Below are 15,906 nucleotides of genomic sequence, written 5' to 3' on the forward strand. Positions count from 1 at the left end.
CCAGTCCTCAGCGAGCGGCTTCGCCCTGCGCGGGAAGTCAATATAGCCCGGCCGACGAATGCTTCCCCCGGTGGAGTGTGCCAGATCGGGAGGCGGCTCCGGCCCCCGGGCAGCAAGAAGCCCCGGCCTGGCTTGATGCCGGGCCGGGGCTTCGCCTGATGAATACCTTAGTGGTCAATCACCAGATCGGTGTCTGCCGTCGAACAGCACGGCAGGAACTTCCCCGCAGAAATCTCACGGGCGCGGATGCCGCCTTGGTGGTTCATCGTCACTTCGCCGGTGACCTTCACGATCTTGCAGGATCCGCACATGCCTTCCTGGCAGTTGGCGCCAATGCGCACTCCAGCCCGGCGGGCGACGTCCAGGATCTGCTCACCCGGGGATATGCGCACGTTGAGACCGGTCTTCAGGAATGCCATGTTCAAGGTTCCCTCTCCCACCGATTCGAAGGACGACGCATCGGGCGGCACTGCAATCGGCCTGCGTTCCGCTCCAATGCCTGCGGAGTCGGGGGCGCTCGCCGCGTCCTCGATCAGCTGTCCGTTCTCATCCAGGGCAGGCTCATAGATTCCCAATTCAACTGGCTGCTGCTCGAAAAACTCCTCGGAGTTCTCCTGCAGCTCCTCCGAGTACTCCACGGCAAGCTCGCCGGCAAAAGCCACTTCCTGCTCGTACTCCAGCAGCGTCTTGCGATCGCCAGAGAAGAACTCCATGTGAATCGACGTGTCATCCACGCCTACCTGCCGCAGCAGGTCGGCTGCATGGTTCAAGTACCCCTCGGGGCCACAGGCGTAGACCTGGCGGCCGTTGGCGTCAGGCGCGACCTGCTCAAGCATCTGCGCGGTCAGGCGCCCATGCATCCAGCCCCAGTCGCCCGGCACCGAACGTTCACCCAGCGAGTAGTAGACCTTGAGCCGTTCATCGACGGCCGCAAGGTATTCCAGCTCCGTGGAGAAGCCGAAGCCACCCGGCTCGGCGCCGTGGTAGAGCACCACCACGTCGGCTTTTCCCGGCAACGCATGGATGGTGCGCACCATGGACATGATCGGGGTGATTCCGGCTCCGGCGGCCAAGAACAGGAAACGCGCTCGCCGTTCGATATCCGGCAAATGGAATGCCCCGACCGGGCCCAAGACATCGAGCACGGTGCTCGGCTGCACGTTCTCGTGTACCCACGGAGACACCTGCCCCTTGGGATCCCTTTTAACTGTGATGCTGAAGGTCCACGGGGCGGTGGGCGCGCTGGAGATGGAATAGCTGCGGTCCACCGGATCTTCGCCGTCCCCGTTGACCGGAAAGGCGAAGTTCAGGTACTGGCCGGCGCGAAATGCCAGCGGCGCCCCATCGGTGCGGCGGAAGACGAAGGTCTTCATGCCGCCCGCCTCCGGAATGGTTTGAACGCATTCAGCCGTGAACTCTTGCGGATGCCACGGGTTCAGCGCCCTGGCGGCTCCGCTTCCTTGCTCCGAGGAACGCAGGACCGCGTTCCACGGCATCTCCAAACCGCCGATGCGCTGGATTGCCGCCGCCTGGATGCTTGTGGTGGTTACGGTCATGCCAGGTGCTCCTGCATGCGCTGCACGTACCAGTTGATGAATGCTTCCACCTGGTATTCGCTCTTCATGTAGGGGCCGGGTTCGTAGGCGGGGCTGCCCGCGCCGGTTTGGCAGAGTTCAACGAAGGCCTTGTCCTGCAGATTGGTCTGCTTCCAGGTGTAGGTCAGCTGCTCCAGATCGTAGTCGTCGCCTTCCACCGCATCGTCAGCGACCAGCCACGTGGTGCGGACCAGGGTCTGGTGCTCGTTGATCGGGAAAACGCCGAAGGTAATCACGTGGTCGCCGAGGAAGTGGAACCAGCTGTTCGGCTGCAGGTGCATGGAACAACGGCCCAGACGGAAGTCGCGCAGATCGCCGAGCAGCTTCTTGGACAGGCGGCGGCCGTCGGGGGAGAAGGATTCGCCGTGGCCGTCCAGTGGTTCGCGTGAAATGCGGAGGCCGGCGATGCGGGTGTCCAGTTCTTCGACGACCTCGTAAGGCAGTCCGTAGCGACGGCAGCGTTCCTCCAGCGACGACTCGGCTTCCTTGTTGCGGTCCCAGACCTCTTCCAAATGCGGAGGCACGAGCTCATCGGTCAGCCCCCAGGTCGGGAACAGTGAGCAGGCAAGCTCCGGGTGGCCGTCGCAGTGGTAGCACTCGCGGTTGTTCTCCATCACCAGCTTCCAGTTGCCCTCTTCGACGATATTTTGCTGGTAGGCGATCTTGGCCCGGGACAGGTCGTGCGGTGCGAGATAGGGGGTGAAGATCTTGGCCGTTTCGTCGAAGTCCGTGGGCGGTTCCTCGGCAACGCAGACGAAGACCAGTCCGGCGTAGATCCGGCTGTGGGCACGTTTGAGCGCGAAGCAACTCTTGTCGAAGGAAGTCTCGCCCGGAGCCGAGGCATGGATGAGCTCGCCGTCCGGGGCGTAGGTCCATGAATGGTAACCGCAGACCATGTTGCCGGTAGATCCGGATTTCTCCGTGAGCACCCGGGCACCGCGATGGCGGCAGACATTGTGCAGGACATTGACCCCGCCGCCGTCGGTGCGTGAAACGATCAGGGATGTCGGACCGTAGTCGATGGTGACGTAGTCGCCGGGTTCAGGGATTTCGGCAACGCTTGCCGCATACAGCCAGTGCTGCCCGAAGATGCCTTCCATGTCCAGCTTGAAGATGGTCGGATCGGTATAGAACGGAGCGTCCAGTGAAAAACCGATGCGCCGGTTGTCGAAAAGTTCCTTGATTTCCTCCAGTTGCTGTGTCGGAAGGGATGAAGCGAGCTTTCCCTTGGAAAATCGTGACGCAGGGGTCGAAACAGACATGTCGTTGCTCCTCGGCAAATATGAGATGAGAGCCGCTGCTCAGGACGGACAATCTGGGGATTGTTACTGCAGGTTGCGTAGATCACATTAGATGGTGCGAGATTTCAATAAAAGCGCAAATACTTGAGGTTGATCGTGCAGAATTACCGCATGATTGATCATCGGCTCATCACCTTGAGAACTTTTGCCAGCTGCGGGACGATTGCAGCGACGGCGGAGTTGACGGGATACTCTCCTTCGGCGATTTCGGCGCAGTTCCGCGAACTGCAAAAGGAACTTGGATTCGACCTGCTGGCACGAGACGGCAGGAGCTTGAGGCTTACAGCCGCGGGGCGGCTGCTGATCCAGGGAACCGACCGGATGCTGGCCGACTGGGAGCAGTTGCGCGCAGCCGCGCTGAATGCGGATGACCAGGTGCAGTCGTGCCTGGGGCTTGGAGGTTTTTCGACCTCCGCGGCCCACTTGCTCGCGCCACTGGCGGCTAACCTGCGCACCGGCCAGCCGGACGTCGAGGTGGAGGTCATCGAAGCCAGCCCGGCTCGTTGCCTCGACCTGCTGATTGCCGAGCGGATCGATCTGGCGGTGATCGTGGCAATGCAGGCGGGGCACGGCATGGATGAAGATGGGCGCTTTGAGTTGGTTTCGCTCCTTGACGATCCGCTGGACGTGGTGGTTCCCGCTTCGCATCCGATGGCTGGGCAGCGATCTGTGAGGCTCGAGGAGCTTGCCAGGGAGCCGTGGATTACCGATGCGCCGGGTTCCGTGTACCGCGCATTGTTCGTGTCCGCCTTTACCGCCATCGGCTACACGCCGAAGATCGCCCACGAGTCCCTTGAATGGGACACCATGCTCGCATTCGTCGGCGCGGGACTGGGCGTTGGGCTGTTGCCGCGACTGGCAAGCCTGAATGGCGGCTTCGGGGTGTCCAGATTACGCCTGGTGGGAGCGAGCTGCCCGACCCGCAGGATCGTGGCGGCGGTGCGCAGCGGTTCGCGGAAATCCCCGCTCATCCGCTCCTCGCTGGCCTTCCTGCAGGCCGAAGCGAAACGCATTTCGGCGGAGCGTTTGGCCGAGGATTTTTAGCGCACGAGGCTTCCCTGCTTGGCTGGGCTTTTTCTCGCTCACCCCTTGACAGGTCGTTGTGAGCGGCGACACACTATGGGTAGTCGACGGCAAATATCCAACTAATATTTTAGAGCTAGGTGGTTTCCACATGAGCAATAAAGCGGTCAGTTATGCAGGTGCCGGGAAAGTTGAAGTCATTGACACGGCCTATCCGGAGTTCGTGCTCCGGGACGGCCCGGGAGTCCACCCGGACAACATCGGGCGCCAGGTCAACCACGGCGTCATCCTCAAAACCATCGCCACGAACATCTGCGGGTCGGACCAGCATATGGTCCGCGGACGAACCACCGCTCCAGAAGGCCTGGTGCTTGGCCACGAAATCACCGGCGAAGTCGTTGAAGTGGGCCGCGACGTCGAGTTCCTTAAAGTCGGGGACATCGTCTCGGTGCCCTTCAACATCTCCTGCGGACGCTGCCGCAATTGCAAGACGGGGCAGACCGGAATCTGCCTGAACGTCAATCCCGACCGACCAGGCTCCGCCTATGGGTACGTCGACATGGGAGGTTGGGTCGGCGGCCAGGCCGAATACGTGCTGGTTCCCTATGCGGACTGGAATGCGCTGAAATTCCCGGACCGTGACCAAGCCATGGAAAAGATCCTCGACTTGGCCATGCTTTCGGACATCTTCCCCACAGGATTCCACGGCGCCGTCGGCGCTGGGGTGACCCTAGGGTCCACGGTCTATGTAGCTGGCGCGGGGCCGGTCGGCCTGGCTGCTGCCACCTCGGCCCAGCTGCTGGGTGCAGCGGTGGTGATCGTGGGCGACCTGAACGCCGACCGTCTGGCTCAGGCCCGCAGCTTCGGCTGCGAGACGGTCGACGTGTCGCTGGGGGAGCCAGCCGCGCAGATCGAGCAGATCCTGGGCGTGCCTGAAGTCGACTGCGGCATCGACGCAGTGGGCTTCGAAGCCCGCGGCCACGGCCACGATGCCGGCATCGAGCAGCCGGCAACGGTGCTCAACTCGCTGATGGAGATCACCCGTGCCGGCGGAAGCCTGGGCATCCCCGGCCTGTATGTCACCGGAGATCCAGGGGCTGCGGAGGAAGCTGCCCGCGTCGGGTCGCTGTCCATGCGCTTCGGCTTGGGTTTCGCCAAATCCCATACCTTCGTGACCGGCCAATGCCCCGTGATGAAATACAACCGTGGCCTCATGCAGGCGATCCTGCACGACAAGGTCTCAATCGCAAAGAACGTGAATACCGGGACCATCGCGTTGAGCGATGCACCCGCAGGCTATGCGGCATTCGATGCCGGAGCAGCCCAGAAGTTCGTGCTTGATCCGCACGGCATGATCAGCGCCTAGCGCGGCTTATCCGGGCCGGGCGCCGGGCAGCCGAAACTTTTCGCTGCCTGGCGCCTGTCCAAAACCATTTCCTCAATCAGTGGTACCGATCGCGGCTGCCCCCGCAGTGTCCTGCAGGCACCAGTCCGCTTGTCCCTCCCCCGGACGTTCTGCCGCTGAAGCACTAATCGCAATGTTCAACCACACCCGTTGGCTGGCGGTCGAATTCGCAGGGCTGCCGCCGCGACCCGTGCGCTCATGTGCCGGGGTGGCAGGGAAAGTAGAGCACAATGAAAAAGAGCGACCATACGATCAGAGACCTCGTCGGGGAACTGCATGAAGTTCGCCGGTCCCGTCCGAGCAAACCGCATGCCTCCGGAACCGACTTCTGGGTATTTGGCATCGCAGCCTGCGTTGCCCTGGGATTCATCATCTGGGGCATCGCCACGCCAAGTGGATTGGGCAGCGCTGCCAGTGCGGCCCTGGACTGGGTCATCACCGACGCGGGATGGCTATTCGTCATCGCGGCGGCCACCTTTGCGACCTTTGTCCTCATCGTTGCAGCCAAGAGTTTCGGACGCATCCCGTTGGGCAGGGACGGCGAGAAACCGCAATTCAGCACGGTGTCGTGGATATCCATGATGTTCGCCGCCGGCATGGGGATCGGGCTGGTGTTCTACGGTGTGGGAGAACCGTTGTTCTTCTACATGTCGCCCCCGCCGGGCACGGTCGACGGGGAAACCACCGCCGCAGTGAGCACCGCCATGGGCACCACGCTATTCCACTGGACGTTGTTCCCCTGGGCGATGTACGCAATTGTCGGGCTGGGCATGGCCTACGGCAGCTACCGGCTGGGACGCCCGCAGCTGTTCTCCTCGATGTTCTGCTCTATTTTCGGCGAGCGGGCTACCAACGGCTGGGGTGGCCGTGTCATCAACATCCTCGCAATCCTGGCCACGCTGTTCGGGTCGGCCTGTTCGCTGGGACTCGGCGCCCTGCAAATCGGCGGAGGCATCCAGTCCACGGGTGTCCTGGGAACTGTCGGCACCGGTGTGCTGGTGGTCATCATCGCGATCCTGACGACCTTGTTCGTTGCTTCTGCCATTTCCGGGATTGAACGCGGCATCCAATGGCTGTCCAACATCAACATGGTGCTGGCAGTGATTATCGCGTTGATCGTCTTCATCGGCGGCCCGACCCTGTTCATCCTGAACCTGATTCCGAACGCCATCGGCTCATTCCTAGGCGACCTGCCGCAGATGGCTTCGCGCACCGCCGCCGGAGACGACACGATGGCCAGCTGGCTGTCTTCGTGGACCGTGTTCTACTGGGCCTGGTGGATTTCCTGGTCGCCGTTCGTCGGCATGTTTATGGCCCGGATTTCCCGCGGCCGCACCATCCGCCAGTTCGTGACAGGGGTGCTGCTGGTTCCCTCGAGCGTCACGCTGCTGTGGTTCTCCATCTTCGGCGGTGGCGCCATCGGGATCCAGGAACGTGCCACGCAGGCCGGGGATGTCGGAGCCAAGTTGGTGACCATGGTTGACGGCGTTCCGGACATGGACTTCGACGGTGTGCTGTTCGATCTGCTTGGAAGCCTGCCGCTACCGGGCTGGATAGCCGTGGTCCTGTCGGTGGTCATGGTGCTGCTCATCGCCATCTTCTTCGTCACCGGCGCGGACTCCGCCTCGATCGTGATGGGCGCGCTGAGCGAACGTGGCGCCGAGGAACCCAGCAAGAAGTCCGTGATCTTTTGGGGTGTGGCCACTGGCGTGGTGGCAGCGGTGATGCTGCTGGCTGGCGGCAGCGATCCATCGGCCGCGCTGAATGGATTGAAAAACATCACCATCGTGTCAGCGCTGCCGTTTGTACTGGTCATGCTCCTGTTATGCGTGGCCATCTGGAAGGACTTGAGCCGCGATCCGCTGATCCTGCAGGACCGCGTGGCCCGCGAGGTGCTTGAGCAGTCGATTGTCCAGGGGCTGGAGCGGCATGATGGCGGCGAGTTCAGCCTGATGACCCGCGAGGTTCCGGTGGTGGAGCGCAAGAGCGGACCTGTCGAAACCCTCGACGAATCCGACAGCGAGCTCGAAGAGCTGCTCACCTCGCAGGCTCCGCCTTCCGGCGAGGCAGTTCCGGACGGCCAACGCTAGCTGTACTGCCGGAGCTTCGGCAGGCAAAGCCGCCCCGTAGATTCCCCGGTCGCGTTGCGATTGGGGCGCCTGCGGGGCGGTTTCCCATGCTGCGGCGCTGCCCGCTGGCCGACAAAGTCGCTGGCCGGTGAATGGCCGCACCCCGGTATGGGGAATTGTTGGAGACTACAATTGCCGAACAAGCGGCGGCAGCCGCCAGCGGCGGATGATTGTTGCGTTGCCTGCAGCGCGGTGGGGAATGGGCACTTTAACCCTGTGTCTGGTATCCCAGGCGGGCGCTGATCTGCTTCGCGGTGCGCACCGTCTGGGTGCACAGCTCGTCCAGGTCCGTCGCCGAGACGCGGTAGTACGGGGCGGCGATCATGGCCGCCGCCACGACGTCCCCGCGGTGGTCGAAGACCGGCGCGGCGACGCTGACCTCGTCGCGGGAGGTTTCGCCGTAGTTGATGGAGTAGCCCCGGCGCCGCACGGCCTCCAGCCGCGGGAGGTAGTCCTCCACAGCCATGACCTGGGGCAACTCGATCCTGCCGCCGTCGAGCAGGGAGCGCACCGTCTCCGCGGGCTGGTGGGCCAGGAACATCTGCACCGAGGCGCTCAGCCCGGTGCGGTAGCGGCTTCCCAGCACGGAGGTGTGCTTCACGAGCCGGGTGGAGGGCAGCTGTTCCACCGAGACGGATTCGCTGCCATCCCAGATGCTCAGGATGGCGCTCTCCCCGCTGGCGTCGCGCAGCTCCTCCAGCAGCGGATAGGAGACCTGGCGGACATCCAGATTGGCCAGCAGCGGGCCGGCGATCGCGATCAGCGCCAGTCCCAGCTTGTACTTGCGGGTCTGCTCGTTGCGCTCGACGATGCGTTCCTGCTCCAGGGTGGCCAGGATGCGCGAGACGCTGGACTTGTGCAGCCCCACCTCGGCGGCGATGTCCGTGACGCCCAGGACCGGGCGTTCCACGCTGAAGCAGCGCAGCACGTCGATGACATTGACGATCACCGAGGCGCCGCGCGACTCGCCGGACTGGTCGGCGCGGGCGTTCTGTCGCTCGTCATGTTCTACCGCTGTCATCTGAACTCCTTGGATCATTTCGTCCTTTAAAAGATACTAGCCGGGCGGCAGGTGCGCCCGGCTAGCTTGGGTTGTTTCAGCTCAGCGGCTTGCGGCTGGTTTCCACGGAGCAGGCCACCGCGACCAGGGAGATCACCGCGGCGCCCATCAGGTACCAGCCCGGGGCCAGCAGGTTGCCGGAGGTGGCAATGAGCAGGGTGGCCACGAACGGTGCGGTGCCACCGAACAGGGCGTTGGACAGGTTGAAGGAGACGGCGAATCCGGAGTAGCGGACCTTGGTCGGGAACATCTCGGCTAGGAAGCTGGGCAGGGTTCCGTCGTTCAGCGTCAGCATCGCGCCGAGCAGGATCTGCACCAGCACGATGACCAGGAAATTGCCGGTCTCCAGCAGCATGAAGGCCGGGACGATGAACACGATGAACAGGATCGACGCGGAGATCAGCACGCGCTTGCGGCCGAACTTGTCGGAGAGCATGCCGGTCAGGAAGATGAATCCGATATAGGTGGCCAGTGCCACGGTGGTGGCCAGGTACGAGCGGGTCGCATCCAGTCCCAGCTCCTCGGAGAGGTAGGTCGGCATGTAGGAGAGGATCACGTAGAAGCCCACGGCGTTCAGCAGCACTGCACCGGCCGCTTGGAGCAGCTGGCGCCAGTGGTTGCGGAACAGGTCGCGCACCGGGGAGCTGTCCTGCGACGGTTCCTCGGAGGCTTCGAGGAACGCCGGTGAATCCTCGAGCTTGGTCCGGATGTAGCGGCCGATCAGGCCCATCGGGGCGGCCAGCAGGAACGGGATGCGCCAGCCCCAGCTTTCCATCTGGTCGGCGCTCAGCGCCCCGGTGAGCACCGCAGCCATCAGCGAACCGAGCAGGAGCCCGGTGGCGGTGCTGGCGGGGACTACCGCGGCGTACAGGCCGCGCTTGTTGGCTGGAGCGTATTCCACCAGGAACGCCGAGGCCCCGGCGTATTCTCCGGCGGCAGAGAAGCCCTGCACCAGGCGCAGCGCCAGCAGCATCAGCGGCGCGGCCACGCCGATGGCGGCATAGCCCGGAAGCAGCGCGATGCAGAAGGTGGCGCCGGTCATCAGCAGGATCGACCAGGACAGGGCGGTGCGGCGGCCGATCTTGTCGCCCAGGTGGCCCCAGATGAAACCGCCCAGCGGGCGTACCAGGAACGAGATGGCGAAGACGCCGAAGGTCATCATCAGGGCAAGCTGGCGGTCTTCGCTCGGGAAGAAGACTGCGGAAATGGTGACGGCCAGGTATCCGTAGGCCGCGTAGTCGAACCATTCGACGAAGTTTCCGATGAAGCTGGCCGCGACAACCTTGCGGCGAACACCTGGGTCGATCTGCGCCGTGCCTGCGCCGGGTGCTGCCGGAAGCAGCCGGGTCTGCGAGCCTTGGGACTGGTCATGCTCGGTCATGGTCCACCGCCGTCGGTTGGAGGGAATTCGGGCAGTTGCAATCAACGCAACCGTGTTGCTTAATGCTAGATGTGCTCCAGTTCACAGTCAAGGGGCTCGGGGAAAGTTTTCAGCCGGCCCTCGGTGGAACCGCCGCACGGGGCTCCGGGGGGGTGGCGCTGACTTGGGGTTCAAGCACAACGGCAGGTGCACATCGCGATTGCCTCATGCGACGTGCACCTGCCGAAGTTGCGGTTCTATTGAGGGCGCTCAGTCCAGGGGTTTGCGGCTGGTTTCAACCGAGCAAGCCACTGCGATCAGCGAGATCACTGCCGCGCCCATCAGGTACCAACCCGGAGCCAGCAGGTTCCCGGAGGTGGCGACGAGCAGGGTCGCGACAAAGGGCGCGGTCCCGCCGAATAGCGCATTGGACAGGTTGAAGGATACGGCGAATCCGGAGTAGCGGACCTTGGTGGGGAACATTTCAGCCAGATAGCTCGGCAAGGTTCCGTCGTTCAGGGTCAGCATCGCGCCAAGCAGAATTTGCACCAGGACGATGACCAGGAAATTCCCGGTGTTCAGGAGCATGAATGCGGGAACCGTTGCGATGACGAACGCGATGGACGCGCTGATCAGCACGCGCTTGCGCCCGAACCTGTCCGAAAGCATGCCAGTGAGGAAAATGAAGCCGATATAGGTCACCAGCGCCACGGTGGTGGCCACATAGGAGGCGGTTGCATCCAGGCCGAGTTCCTGGGACAGGTATGTGGGCATGTAGGAAAGGATCACGTAGAAACCGACAGCGTTCAGCAATACCGCGCCCGCAGCCAGCAGTAGGCGACGCCAGTGGTCGCGGAAGAGGGACTTGACCGGTGCCTTGATGACTTCGTCTTCCTGGGAGAGCTCGCGGAAGACCGGCGAATCCTCCAGTTTGGTGCGGATGTAGCGGCCGATCAGACCCATTGGAGCGGCCAGCAGGAACGGGATGCGCCAGCCCCAGGACTGCATGTCCTCGGCGGTTAGCAGGCCGGTGAGCAGCGCCGCCATGAGCGAACCCAGCAGCAGGCCGGTGGCGGTGCTGGCCGGCACGACGGCCGCGTACAGGCCTCGCTTGTTGGCCGGGGCGTATTCCACCAGGAAGGCCGAAGCGCCGGCGTATTCGCCAGAAGCGGAGAAGCCCTGGACCAGACGCAGAAGCAGCAGCAATAGAGGAGCCGCGAGGCCGATGGTGGCGTAGCCGGGAAGCAGGGCGATGCAGAAGGTCGCGCCCGACATGAGCAGGATGGACCAGGAAAGCGCTTCGCGTCGGCCGATCTTGTCTCCGATATGCCCCCAGACGAAGCCGCCCAGCGGGCGGACCAGGAAGGAAATTGCGAAGAGGGCGAAGGTCAGCAGCAGCGCGGTTTCCGGTGCGGATTCGGGGAAGAACACCACCGAGATGGTGACAGCCAGGTATCCGTAGGCCGCGTAGTCGAACCATTCGACGAAGTTGCCGATGAAGCTGGCTGCTACGACCTTGCGGCGGGTTGCCGAGCCGACCCCTTCGGGGTTTGGCCGGTTCTGGCCGCTGAGTGTTGGCCCCAAATCGATTTTGGGAGCAATCCCTTTTCCTGATGATGAGTTTTCGTTCGTCATTGGGTGTACCACCATGTTTGTTTTGCGCCGCAGCGGCTGCGGCGTGGAGGTGTTTAATAAACGGATGGCGCAAGTTCATCGCCATTGAGTGTTAGCAGGCTGAGTTGCCGCGGTGAAATCCCTGGCGGGCGGCGTGGCCGGCCCTGCAGCGGTGCGGCCTGGCTGGCCGCTGGCATTCTCGGCAGGCTGGGGCCTGCAATGCCCTGTGGATGCTGAAAAGCTATTTTCTTCGGAGCGGAGTCTGCTCCGCTGCGGTTCAAGATAAAAGCGGCGAAAGCCGCGTTCGGGGCCCGGGCGAGCGCAGGAATCGCTCATCCGGGCCCCGGGGCGGATCGGCCTAGGCGTCGATGATGTTGTTTTCCGGACCGAAGCCGAACTTGGTGATGTTCTCAACGGTGTTGTCTTCGTTGATCACCAGGATGTCGTGCTCGCGGTAGCCGCCGGCGCCCGGCTCGCCGTCCATGATGGTGATCATCGGCTCCATGGAGACGACCATGCCCGGCTCCAGCACGGTATCGATGTCCTCGCGCAGCTCAAGACCTGCTTCGCGGCCGTAGTAGTGCGACAGGACGCCGAAGGAGTGGCCGTAGCCGAAGGTGCGGTTCGGCAGCAGGCCGTGGGCGATGTAGATTTCGTTTAGCTCCGCGGCGATGTCCTTGCAGACCGCGCCCGGCTTGATCAGTTCCAGGCCGCGCTTGTGGACCTCGACGTTGACGTTCCACAGTTCCAGGCTGCGGGCATCCGGCTCGCCGAGGAACAAGGTGCGCTCCAGGGCAGTGTAGTAGCCCGAGGTCATCGGGAAGCAGTTCAGCGACAGGATGTCTCCGCGCTGCAGCTTGCGGGTGGTGGCCCAGTTGTGGGCGCCGTCGGTGTTGATTCCGGACTGGAACCAGACCCAAGTGTCGCGCACTTCGCGGTGCGGGAAGGTCTTGGCGATCTCGTGCACCATAGCCTCGGTGCCGATCAGCGCGACCTCGTACTCGGAGATGCCTTCGCGGATCGCCGCCTTGATAGCCTCGCCGCCCAGGTCTCCGATGCGGGCGCCGTGCTTGATGACCTCGATTTCCTCGGCGGACTTGATCATGCGCTGGCGCATGGCGTCCTGCGAAACGTCGAGCAGGGTGGCGCCTGCGAAGGTGTCCTGGATCTTCTGACGGGTCAGGCCTGGCAGGAAGTCGTCCTCGACGCCGATGCGCGAGGCCTTCACTCCGTCGCGCTTCAGGGCTTCCTGCAGGCCGTAGTAGAAGTTGTCGCGCTTCCAATCGGTGTACACGATGTTCTCACCGTAACTGGTGCGCCATGGCATACCGGCGTCGATGTTCGCGGTGACGGTGGTTGAGTTCTTTGCGGTGACCACCAGCGCGTAGTTGCGGCCGAAGGTCGTGTAGAGGAAGTCCGAGTAGTACTTGATGCCGTGGTAGCTGGTCAGGATGACTGCGTCCAGGGACTTCGCTGCCATGATCTGGCGCAGTCCGGCCAAGCGGCGCTCGAACTCCGCGTCCGAGAAGGTCAGCTGTTCCTTGGTGCCGTTATGCAGGGTCTTCAGGCGGGCCAATTCGGAGACGTTGGTGGCGATGTTCGAGGAAGTGGTCATTGCTTGACTCCTTTTGGAAGTTGTTTGAGGTGTTTAGAAAGCTGGGAACAATTAAGTTGCATTCATTGCAACACCGTTGCACTCAGCGTATTTGTGCTTCAGGTCACTGTCAAGTGGGTGCCTGAAGAATCTTTTGGATGCAGGCCAAGGACCGTTCCGTGGCGGATGCCGAATGTTGAGCATCCGCCACGCGGCGCCTTGTAAGCGCTGCGAAATCAGTGCCGGCGAATCTAGGATTCGCCGATGTCATCGGTGATTTTCTTGCTGATTGCGCCCGTCCCGTTGGGGTCGGGCACGAATAGCAGCGACGGATCCGGGTTGTTGATGTCCTTTTCCAGCTGCTTAATTGCCCTGTCGCGTTTAAGCAGCCGCCGGATCAGGTTCACGATCATCAGCAGGATCACGAAGGAGAACGGGAACGCGCCGATAATGGTGCCGGTCTGGACCGTGTCCACCACTGCGGTGCCGCCCAGCGTCAGCAGCACGGTGGCAACCGTGGCGATGCTGACCACCAGGACCACACGGAATACCGGCCCGGACTTGTTCGGCGCGGAAACGAACTCGCTCAGAGCGTAGATTCCCGAATCGAGGGAGGTCACGTAGTACGTGGCCACCAGGATCGTGGAGACCACCAGCAGGATGGCGCCGACGAACGGGATGTGCTCCAGCATGGCGAACAGGCCGGCTGACGTATCCGTGGCTACCGCCTCGCTGATGCCTCGATTGCTCTGGTCGTCGTAGTAGATCGCGGCAGAGCCGATGACGCCGATCCAGGTCATCACAATCAGCGTCGGGATGACCGTCACGCCGATGACGAACTCGCGGATGGTGCGGCCGCGGGAAATGCGGGCAATGAATCCGGCAACGAAGGGCGAGAAGGCGATGACCCAGCACCAGATGAAGACAGTCCACCAGCCGTTCCAGCTGTCCTGCCAGGATTCCAGCGACTGCGCGGTGATTCCCGCGTCGGTCCACAGGCTCATGTTGACGAAGTTCGCCATGAAGCCGCCAAAGGTCTGGGACAAGGTGGAAACGATGTACAGGGTCGGACCGAAAATGAAGACAGCGCCGACCAGCACGATGCTGAGGATCGAGTTCAGGCTGGAGATCCGCGCCATGCCCTTGTTGATGCCCACGATGGCCGAGATGGCGGTAATGCCGGTGAACACCGCGATGACCATCATCCACATCATCGGAGATGCCTCGATGCCCAGGAACGAGGTGAGGCCGGAGCTGAACTGCATTGTGGCGAAACCGAAGGACGTCGCCAGCCCGAGGACGGTGGCGATGATCGCCAGCAGCTCCACCACCACTCCGGCCCCGCGCTGGGACCATTTCGGCAGGATGTCGACTGTGGCTTCGCGGAAGGTCAAGGTCTTGCCGAGATTGTGGTGTGAGTACGCCAGGCAGACCGCGACCACGCAGTACATGGCCCAAGCAGTCAGGCCCCAGTGGAAGTAGGTCCAGATGATCCCGCCCTCGGACGCCCCCTCGGGTCCTGCGGGGATCACCGGGTTCTCGTTGCGCAGCATGATTGGCTCGGCGACCGACCAGAAGATCAGGCCGATGCCCTGTCCGCAGGCGAAGAGCATGGAGTACCACGCGAATTTGCTGTGCCGGGGTTTGGCCTTGGGGCCGCCCAGGCGCACCTTGCCCACCTTGCTGGAAGCCAGCCAGATACACACCACGAGCGCGAACGCCGAATACAGGATGAACAACCAGGTGAACTGCCCGGTGACAAAGGTGCGCAGGTCCGAAATGACCGCAGAGGCGCCGTCGGGGTTGAGCAGGACCCAGATGATCACCGCCACGATGAGGATGGGCGGGATGATGCGGATCAGCAGCCGGTCCAGCGGCGGGATATGCCGGCCCATGAAGCGCGGCAGCTCCACCGGCGGGTTCTTTGCCTTGTCGGTGCGCATCGGCACGTGATCGGTAGACATGCTAGTCCACCTCGATCATCTGGTTTGAAAGGTTGAGCTCCTGGCCCAGTGAAGCGCCCAGGGCCGAGGTCACCGCATCCAGCAGCAGCTGGCCGCGGGCGGCGGTGGCGTTTTTCGCGCTGGAAAGGCACCCGCTGGCCGGAGTGCGTGCAGGATCCTCCGGGAACACGTCGTAGGAGGTGAGCGTCGCAGGGGGATGATCCACCACGCGGTCCATTTGCACCAGCTCGGGATGCAGCAGCAGCATCAGCGAGGTTTCCAGCACGCCTCCGTGCTCGATGTCCCAGCCCAGGAACCCCTCGGGGAACACCTGCTCCAGGGTCTGCTCGTCCACGAAATCCCAGTAGGACATCAGCACCGCCCGCGAGGTTGAACCGGCCTGCAATGCGCCAGCCACGGCCTTGTCGAGGCCCTCGTAGAGGAACTGGTAGTTCTCGAAGTGCCCGTTGAGCACCACGACGTTCTTGAAGCCCTGGGCCATGAAGGACGCGGCGATCTCCTCGATTTTGCCGATCAAGGTGCCGGCGCCCAGGCTGGTGGTACCCACCCGGTGGTTTCCTCCGCCGGAGCGCGGCTGCGACTTATAGCCGTAGCTGAAGACCGGGGCTACCAGCGCGCCGATACGCTGGGCAACCTGTCCGGCGATGGCCTTGGACAGCATGGCGTCGACTCCCAGGGGCATGTGCGGGCCGTGCTGTTCGGTGGCTCCGGTGGGGATGATGACAGTGGAATCCATGCGCGATACGTAGGATGCGTAACTCTGGGCATCGATTTCTTCTAGGAAAACAGAAGGCAACGTTCTCTCCTTGACTAGCAGGTGGTGGGGTGCGGGGAAGTCCTCGGTTACTCGCCGCCGCCATG

At 63.0% G+C, this 15,906-nt stretch carries 11 protein-coding genes; 3 read left to right on the plus strand and 8 right to left on the minus strand.

Annotated features, from left to right (window positions below; translation table 11 throughout):
- Positions 1 to 167: 167 nt before the first annotated feature.
- Positions 168 to 1,556, minus strand: a complete 1,389-nt coding sequence (locus ATC04_RS01660; protein ID WP_047120403.1) for an iron-sulfur cluster-binding domain-containing protein — start codon at positions 1,554 to 1,556, stop codon at positions 168 to 170.
- On the minus strand, positions 1,553 to 2,857 hold the full coding sequence (locus ATC04_RS01665) for an aromatic ring-hydroxylating dioxygenase subunit alpha (RefSeq protein ID WP_047120402.1): 1,305 nt from the start codon (positions 2,855 to 2,857) through the stop codon (positions 1,553 to 1,555). The genes ATC04_RS01660 and ATC04_RS01665 overlap by 4 nt, the downstream gene beginning before the upstream one ends.
- A 150-nt stretch (positions 2,858 to 3,007) precedes the next feature.
- Between ATC04_RS01665 and ATC04_RS01670 the strand changes: the two genes are divergently transcribed.
- The 3 genes from ATC04_RS01670 (at position 3,008) to ATC04_RS01680 (ending at position 7,414) form a co-directional block, all read left to right on the plus strand.
- Positions 3,008 to 3,940: a LysR family transcriptional regulator gene (locus ATC04_RS01670; protein WP_047120987.1), complete on the plus strand. Its 933-nt coding sequence runs from the start codon at positions 3,008 to 3,010 to the stop codon at positions 3,938 to 3,940.
- A gap of 130 nt (positions 3,941 to 4,070) precedes the next feature.
- Complete coding sequence (fdhA, locus tag ATC04_RS01675; RefSeq protein ID WP_047120401.1) at positions 4,071 to 5,285, plus strand: formaldehyde dehydrogenase, glutathione-independent; 1,215 nt, start codon at positions 4,071 to 4,073, stop codon at positions 5,283 to 5,285.
- Between the two features lie 269 nt (positions 5,286 to 5,554).
- Positions 5,555 to 7,414, plus strand: coding sequence for a BCCT family transporter (locus ATC04_RS01680; RefSeq protein ID WP_082124020.1), 1,860 nt, complete (start codon positions 5,555 to 5,557; stop codon positions 7,412 to 7,414).
- 247 nt (positions 7,415 to 7,661) lie between these two features.
- On the opposite strand, the gene ATC04_RS01685 is transcribed toward ATC04_RS01680, so the two are convergent.
- The 6 genes from ATC04_RS01685 to ATC04_RS01710 all read right to left on the minus strand — a co-directional run bounded on the left by ATC04_RS01685 (position 7,662) and on the right by ATC04_RS01710 (position 15,841).
- Positions 7,662 to 8,474, minus strand: coding sequence for an IclR family transcriptional regulator (locus ATC04_RS01685; protein WP_047120400.1), 813 nt, complete (start codon positions 8,472 to 8,474; stop codon positions 7,662 to 7,664).
- Positions 8,475 to 8,550: 76 nt separating this feature from the next.
- Entirely contained in the window at positions 8,551 to 9,894 is a 1,344-nt protein-coding gene (locus ATC04_RS01690) for an MFS transporter (RefSeq protein WP_047120399.1), read from the minus strand.
- 249 nt (positions 9,895 to 10,143) lie between these two features.
- Positions 10,144 to 11,508, minus strand: coding sequence for an MFS transporter (locus ATC04_RS01695; protein WP_047120398.1), 1,365 nt, complete (start codon positions 11,506 to 11,508; stop codon positions 10,144 to 10,146).
- Positions 11,509 to 11,845: 337 nt separating this feature from the next.
- Positions 11,846 to 13,102, minus strand: a complete 1,257-nt coding sequence (locus ATC04_RS01700) for an aminopeptidase P family protein (protein ID WP_047120397.1) — start codon at positions 13,100 to 13,102, stop codon at positions 11,846 to 11,848.
- Between the two features lie 230 nt (positions 13,103 to 13,332).
- Positions 13,333 to 15,045 (minus strand): BCCT family transporter, encoded by a 1,713-nt coding sequence (locus ATC04_RS01705; protein WP_231735875.1) that lies wholly within the window; start codon positions 15,043 to 15,045, stop codon positions 13,333 to 13,335.
- Between the two features lies 1 nt (position 15,046).
- Complete coding sequence (locus ATC04_RS01710; protein ID WP_047120396.1) at positions 15,047 to 15,841, minus strand: creatininase; 795 nt, start codon at positions 15,839 to 15,841, stop codon at positions 15,047 to 15,049.
- Between the last annotated feature and the right edge of the window lie 65 nt (positions 15,842 to 15,906).

This window comes from Arthrobacter sp. YC-RL1 (assembly GCF_001454985.1).
In the GTDB taxonomy this organism is placed as follows: domain Bacteria; phylum Actinomycetota; class Actinomycetes; order Actinomycetales; family Micrococcaceae; genus Glutamicibacter; species Glutamicibacter soli.

What these genes read in the sequence shown, in the direction of transcription:
- ATC04_RS01660 (WP_047120403.1), bottom strand. Translation starts at nt 1,556, where the DNA reads ATGACCGTAACCACCACAAGCATCCAGGCGGCGGCAATCCAGCGCATC.
- ATC04_RS01685 (WP_047120400.1), bottom strand. Translation starts at nt 8,474, where the DNA reads ATGACAGCGGTAGAACATGACGAGCGACAGAACGCCCGCGCCGACCAG.
- ATC04_RS01695 (WP_047120398.1), bottom strand. Translation starts at nt 11,508, where the DNA reads ATGACGAACGAAAACTCATCATCAGGAAAAGGGATTGCTCCCAAAATC.
- ATC04_RS01690 (WP_047120399.1), bottom strand. Translation starts at nt 9,894, where the DNA reads ATGACCGAGCATGACCAGTCCCAAGGCTCGCAGACCCGGCTGCTTCCG.
- ATC04_RS01680 (WP_082124020.1), top strand. Translation starts at nt 5,555, where the DNA reads ATGAAAAAGAGCGACCATACGATCAGAGACCTCGTCGGGGAACTGCAT.
- ATC04_RS01705 (WP_231735875.1), bottom strand. Translation starts at nt 15,045, where the DNA reads ATGTCTACCGATCACGTGCCGATGCGCACCGACAAGGCAAAGAACCCG.
- ATC04_RS01700 (WP_047120397.1), bottom strand. Translation starts at nt 13,102, where the DNA reads ATGACCACTTCCTCGAACATCGCCACCAACGTCTCCGAATTGGCCCGC.
- ATC04_RS01670 (WP_047120987.1), top strand. Translation starts at nt 3,008, where the DNA reads ATGATTGATCATCGGCTCATCACCTTGAGAACTTTTGCCAGCTGCGGG.
- ATC04_RS01665 (WP_047120402.1), bottom strand. Translation starts at nt 2,857, where the DNA reads ATGTCTGTTTCGACCCCTGCGTCACGATTTTCCAAGGGAAAGCTCGCT.
- fdhA (WP_047120401.1), top strand. Translation starts at nt 4,071, where the DNA reads ATGAGCAATAAAGCGGTCAGTTATGCAGGTGCCGGGAAAGTTGAAGTC.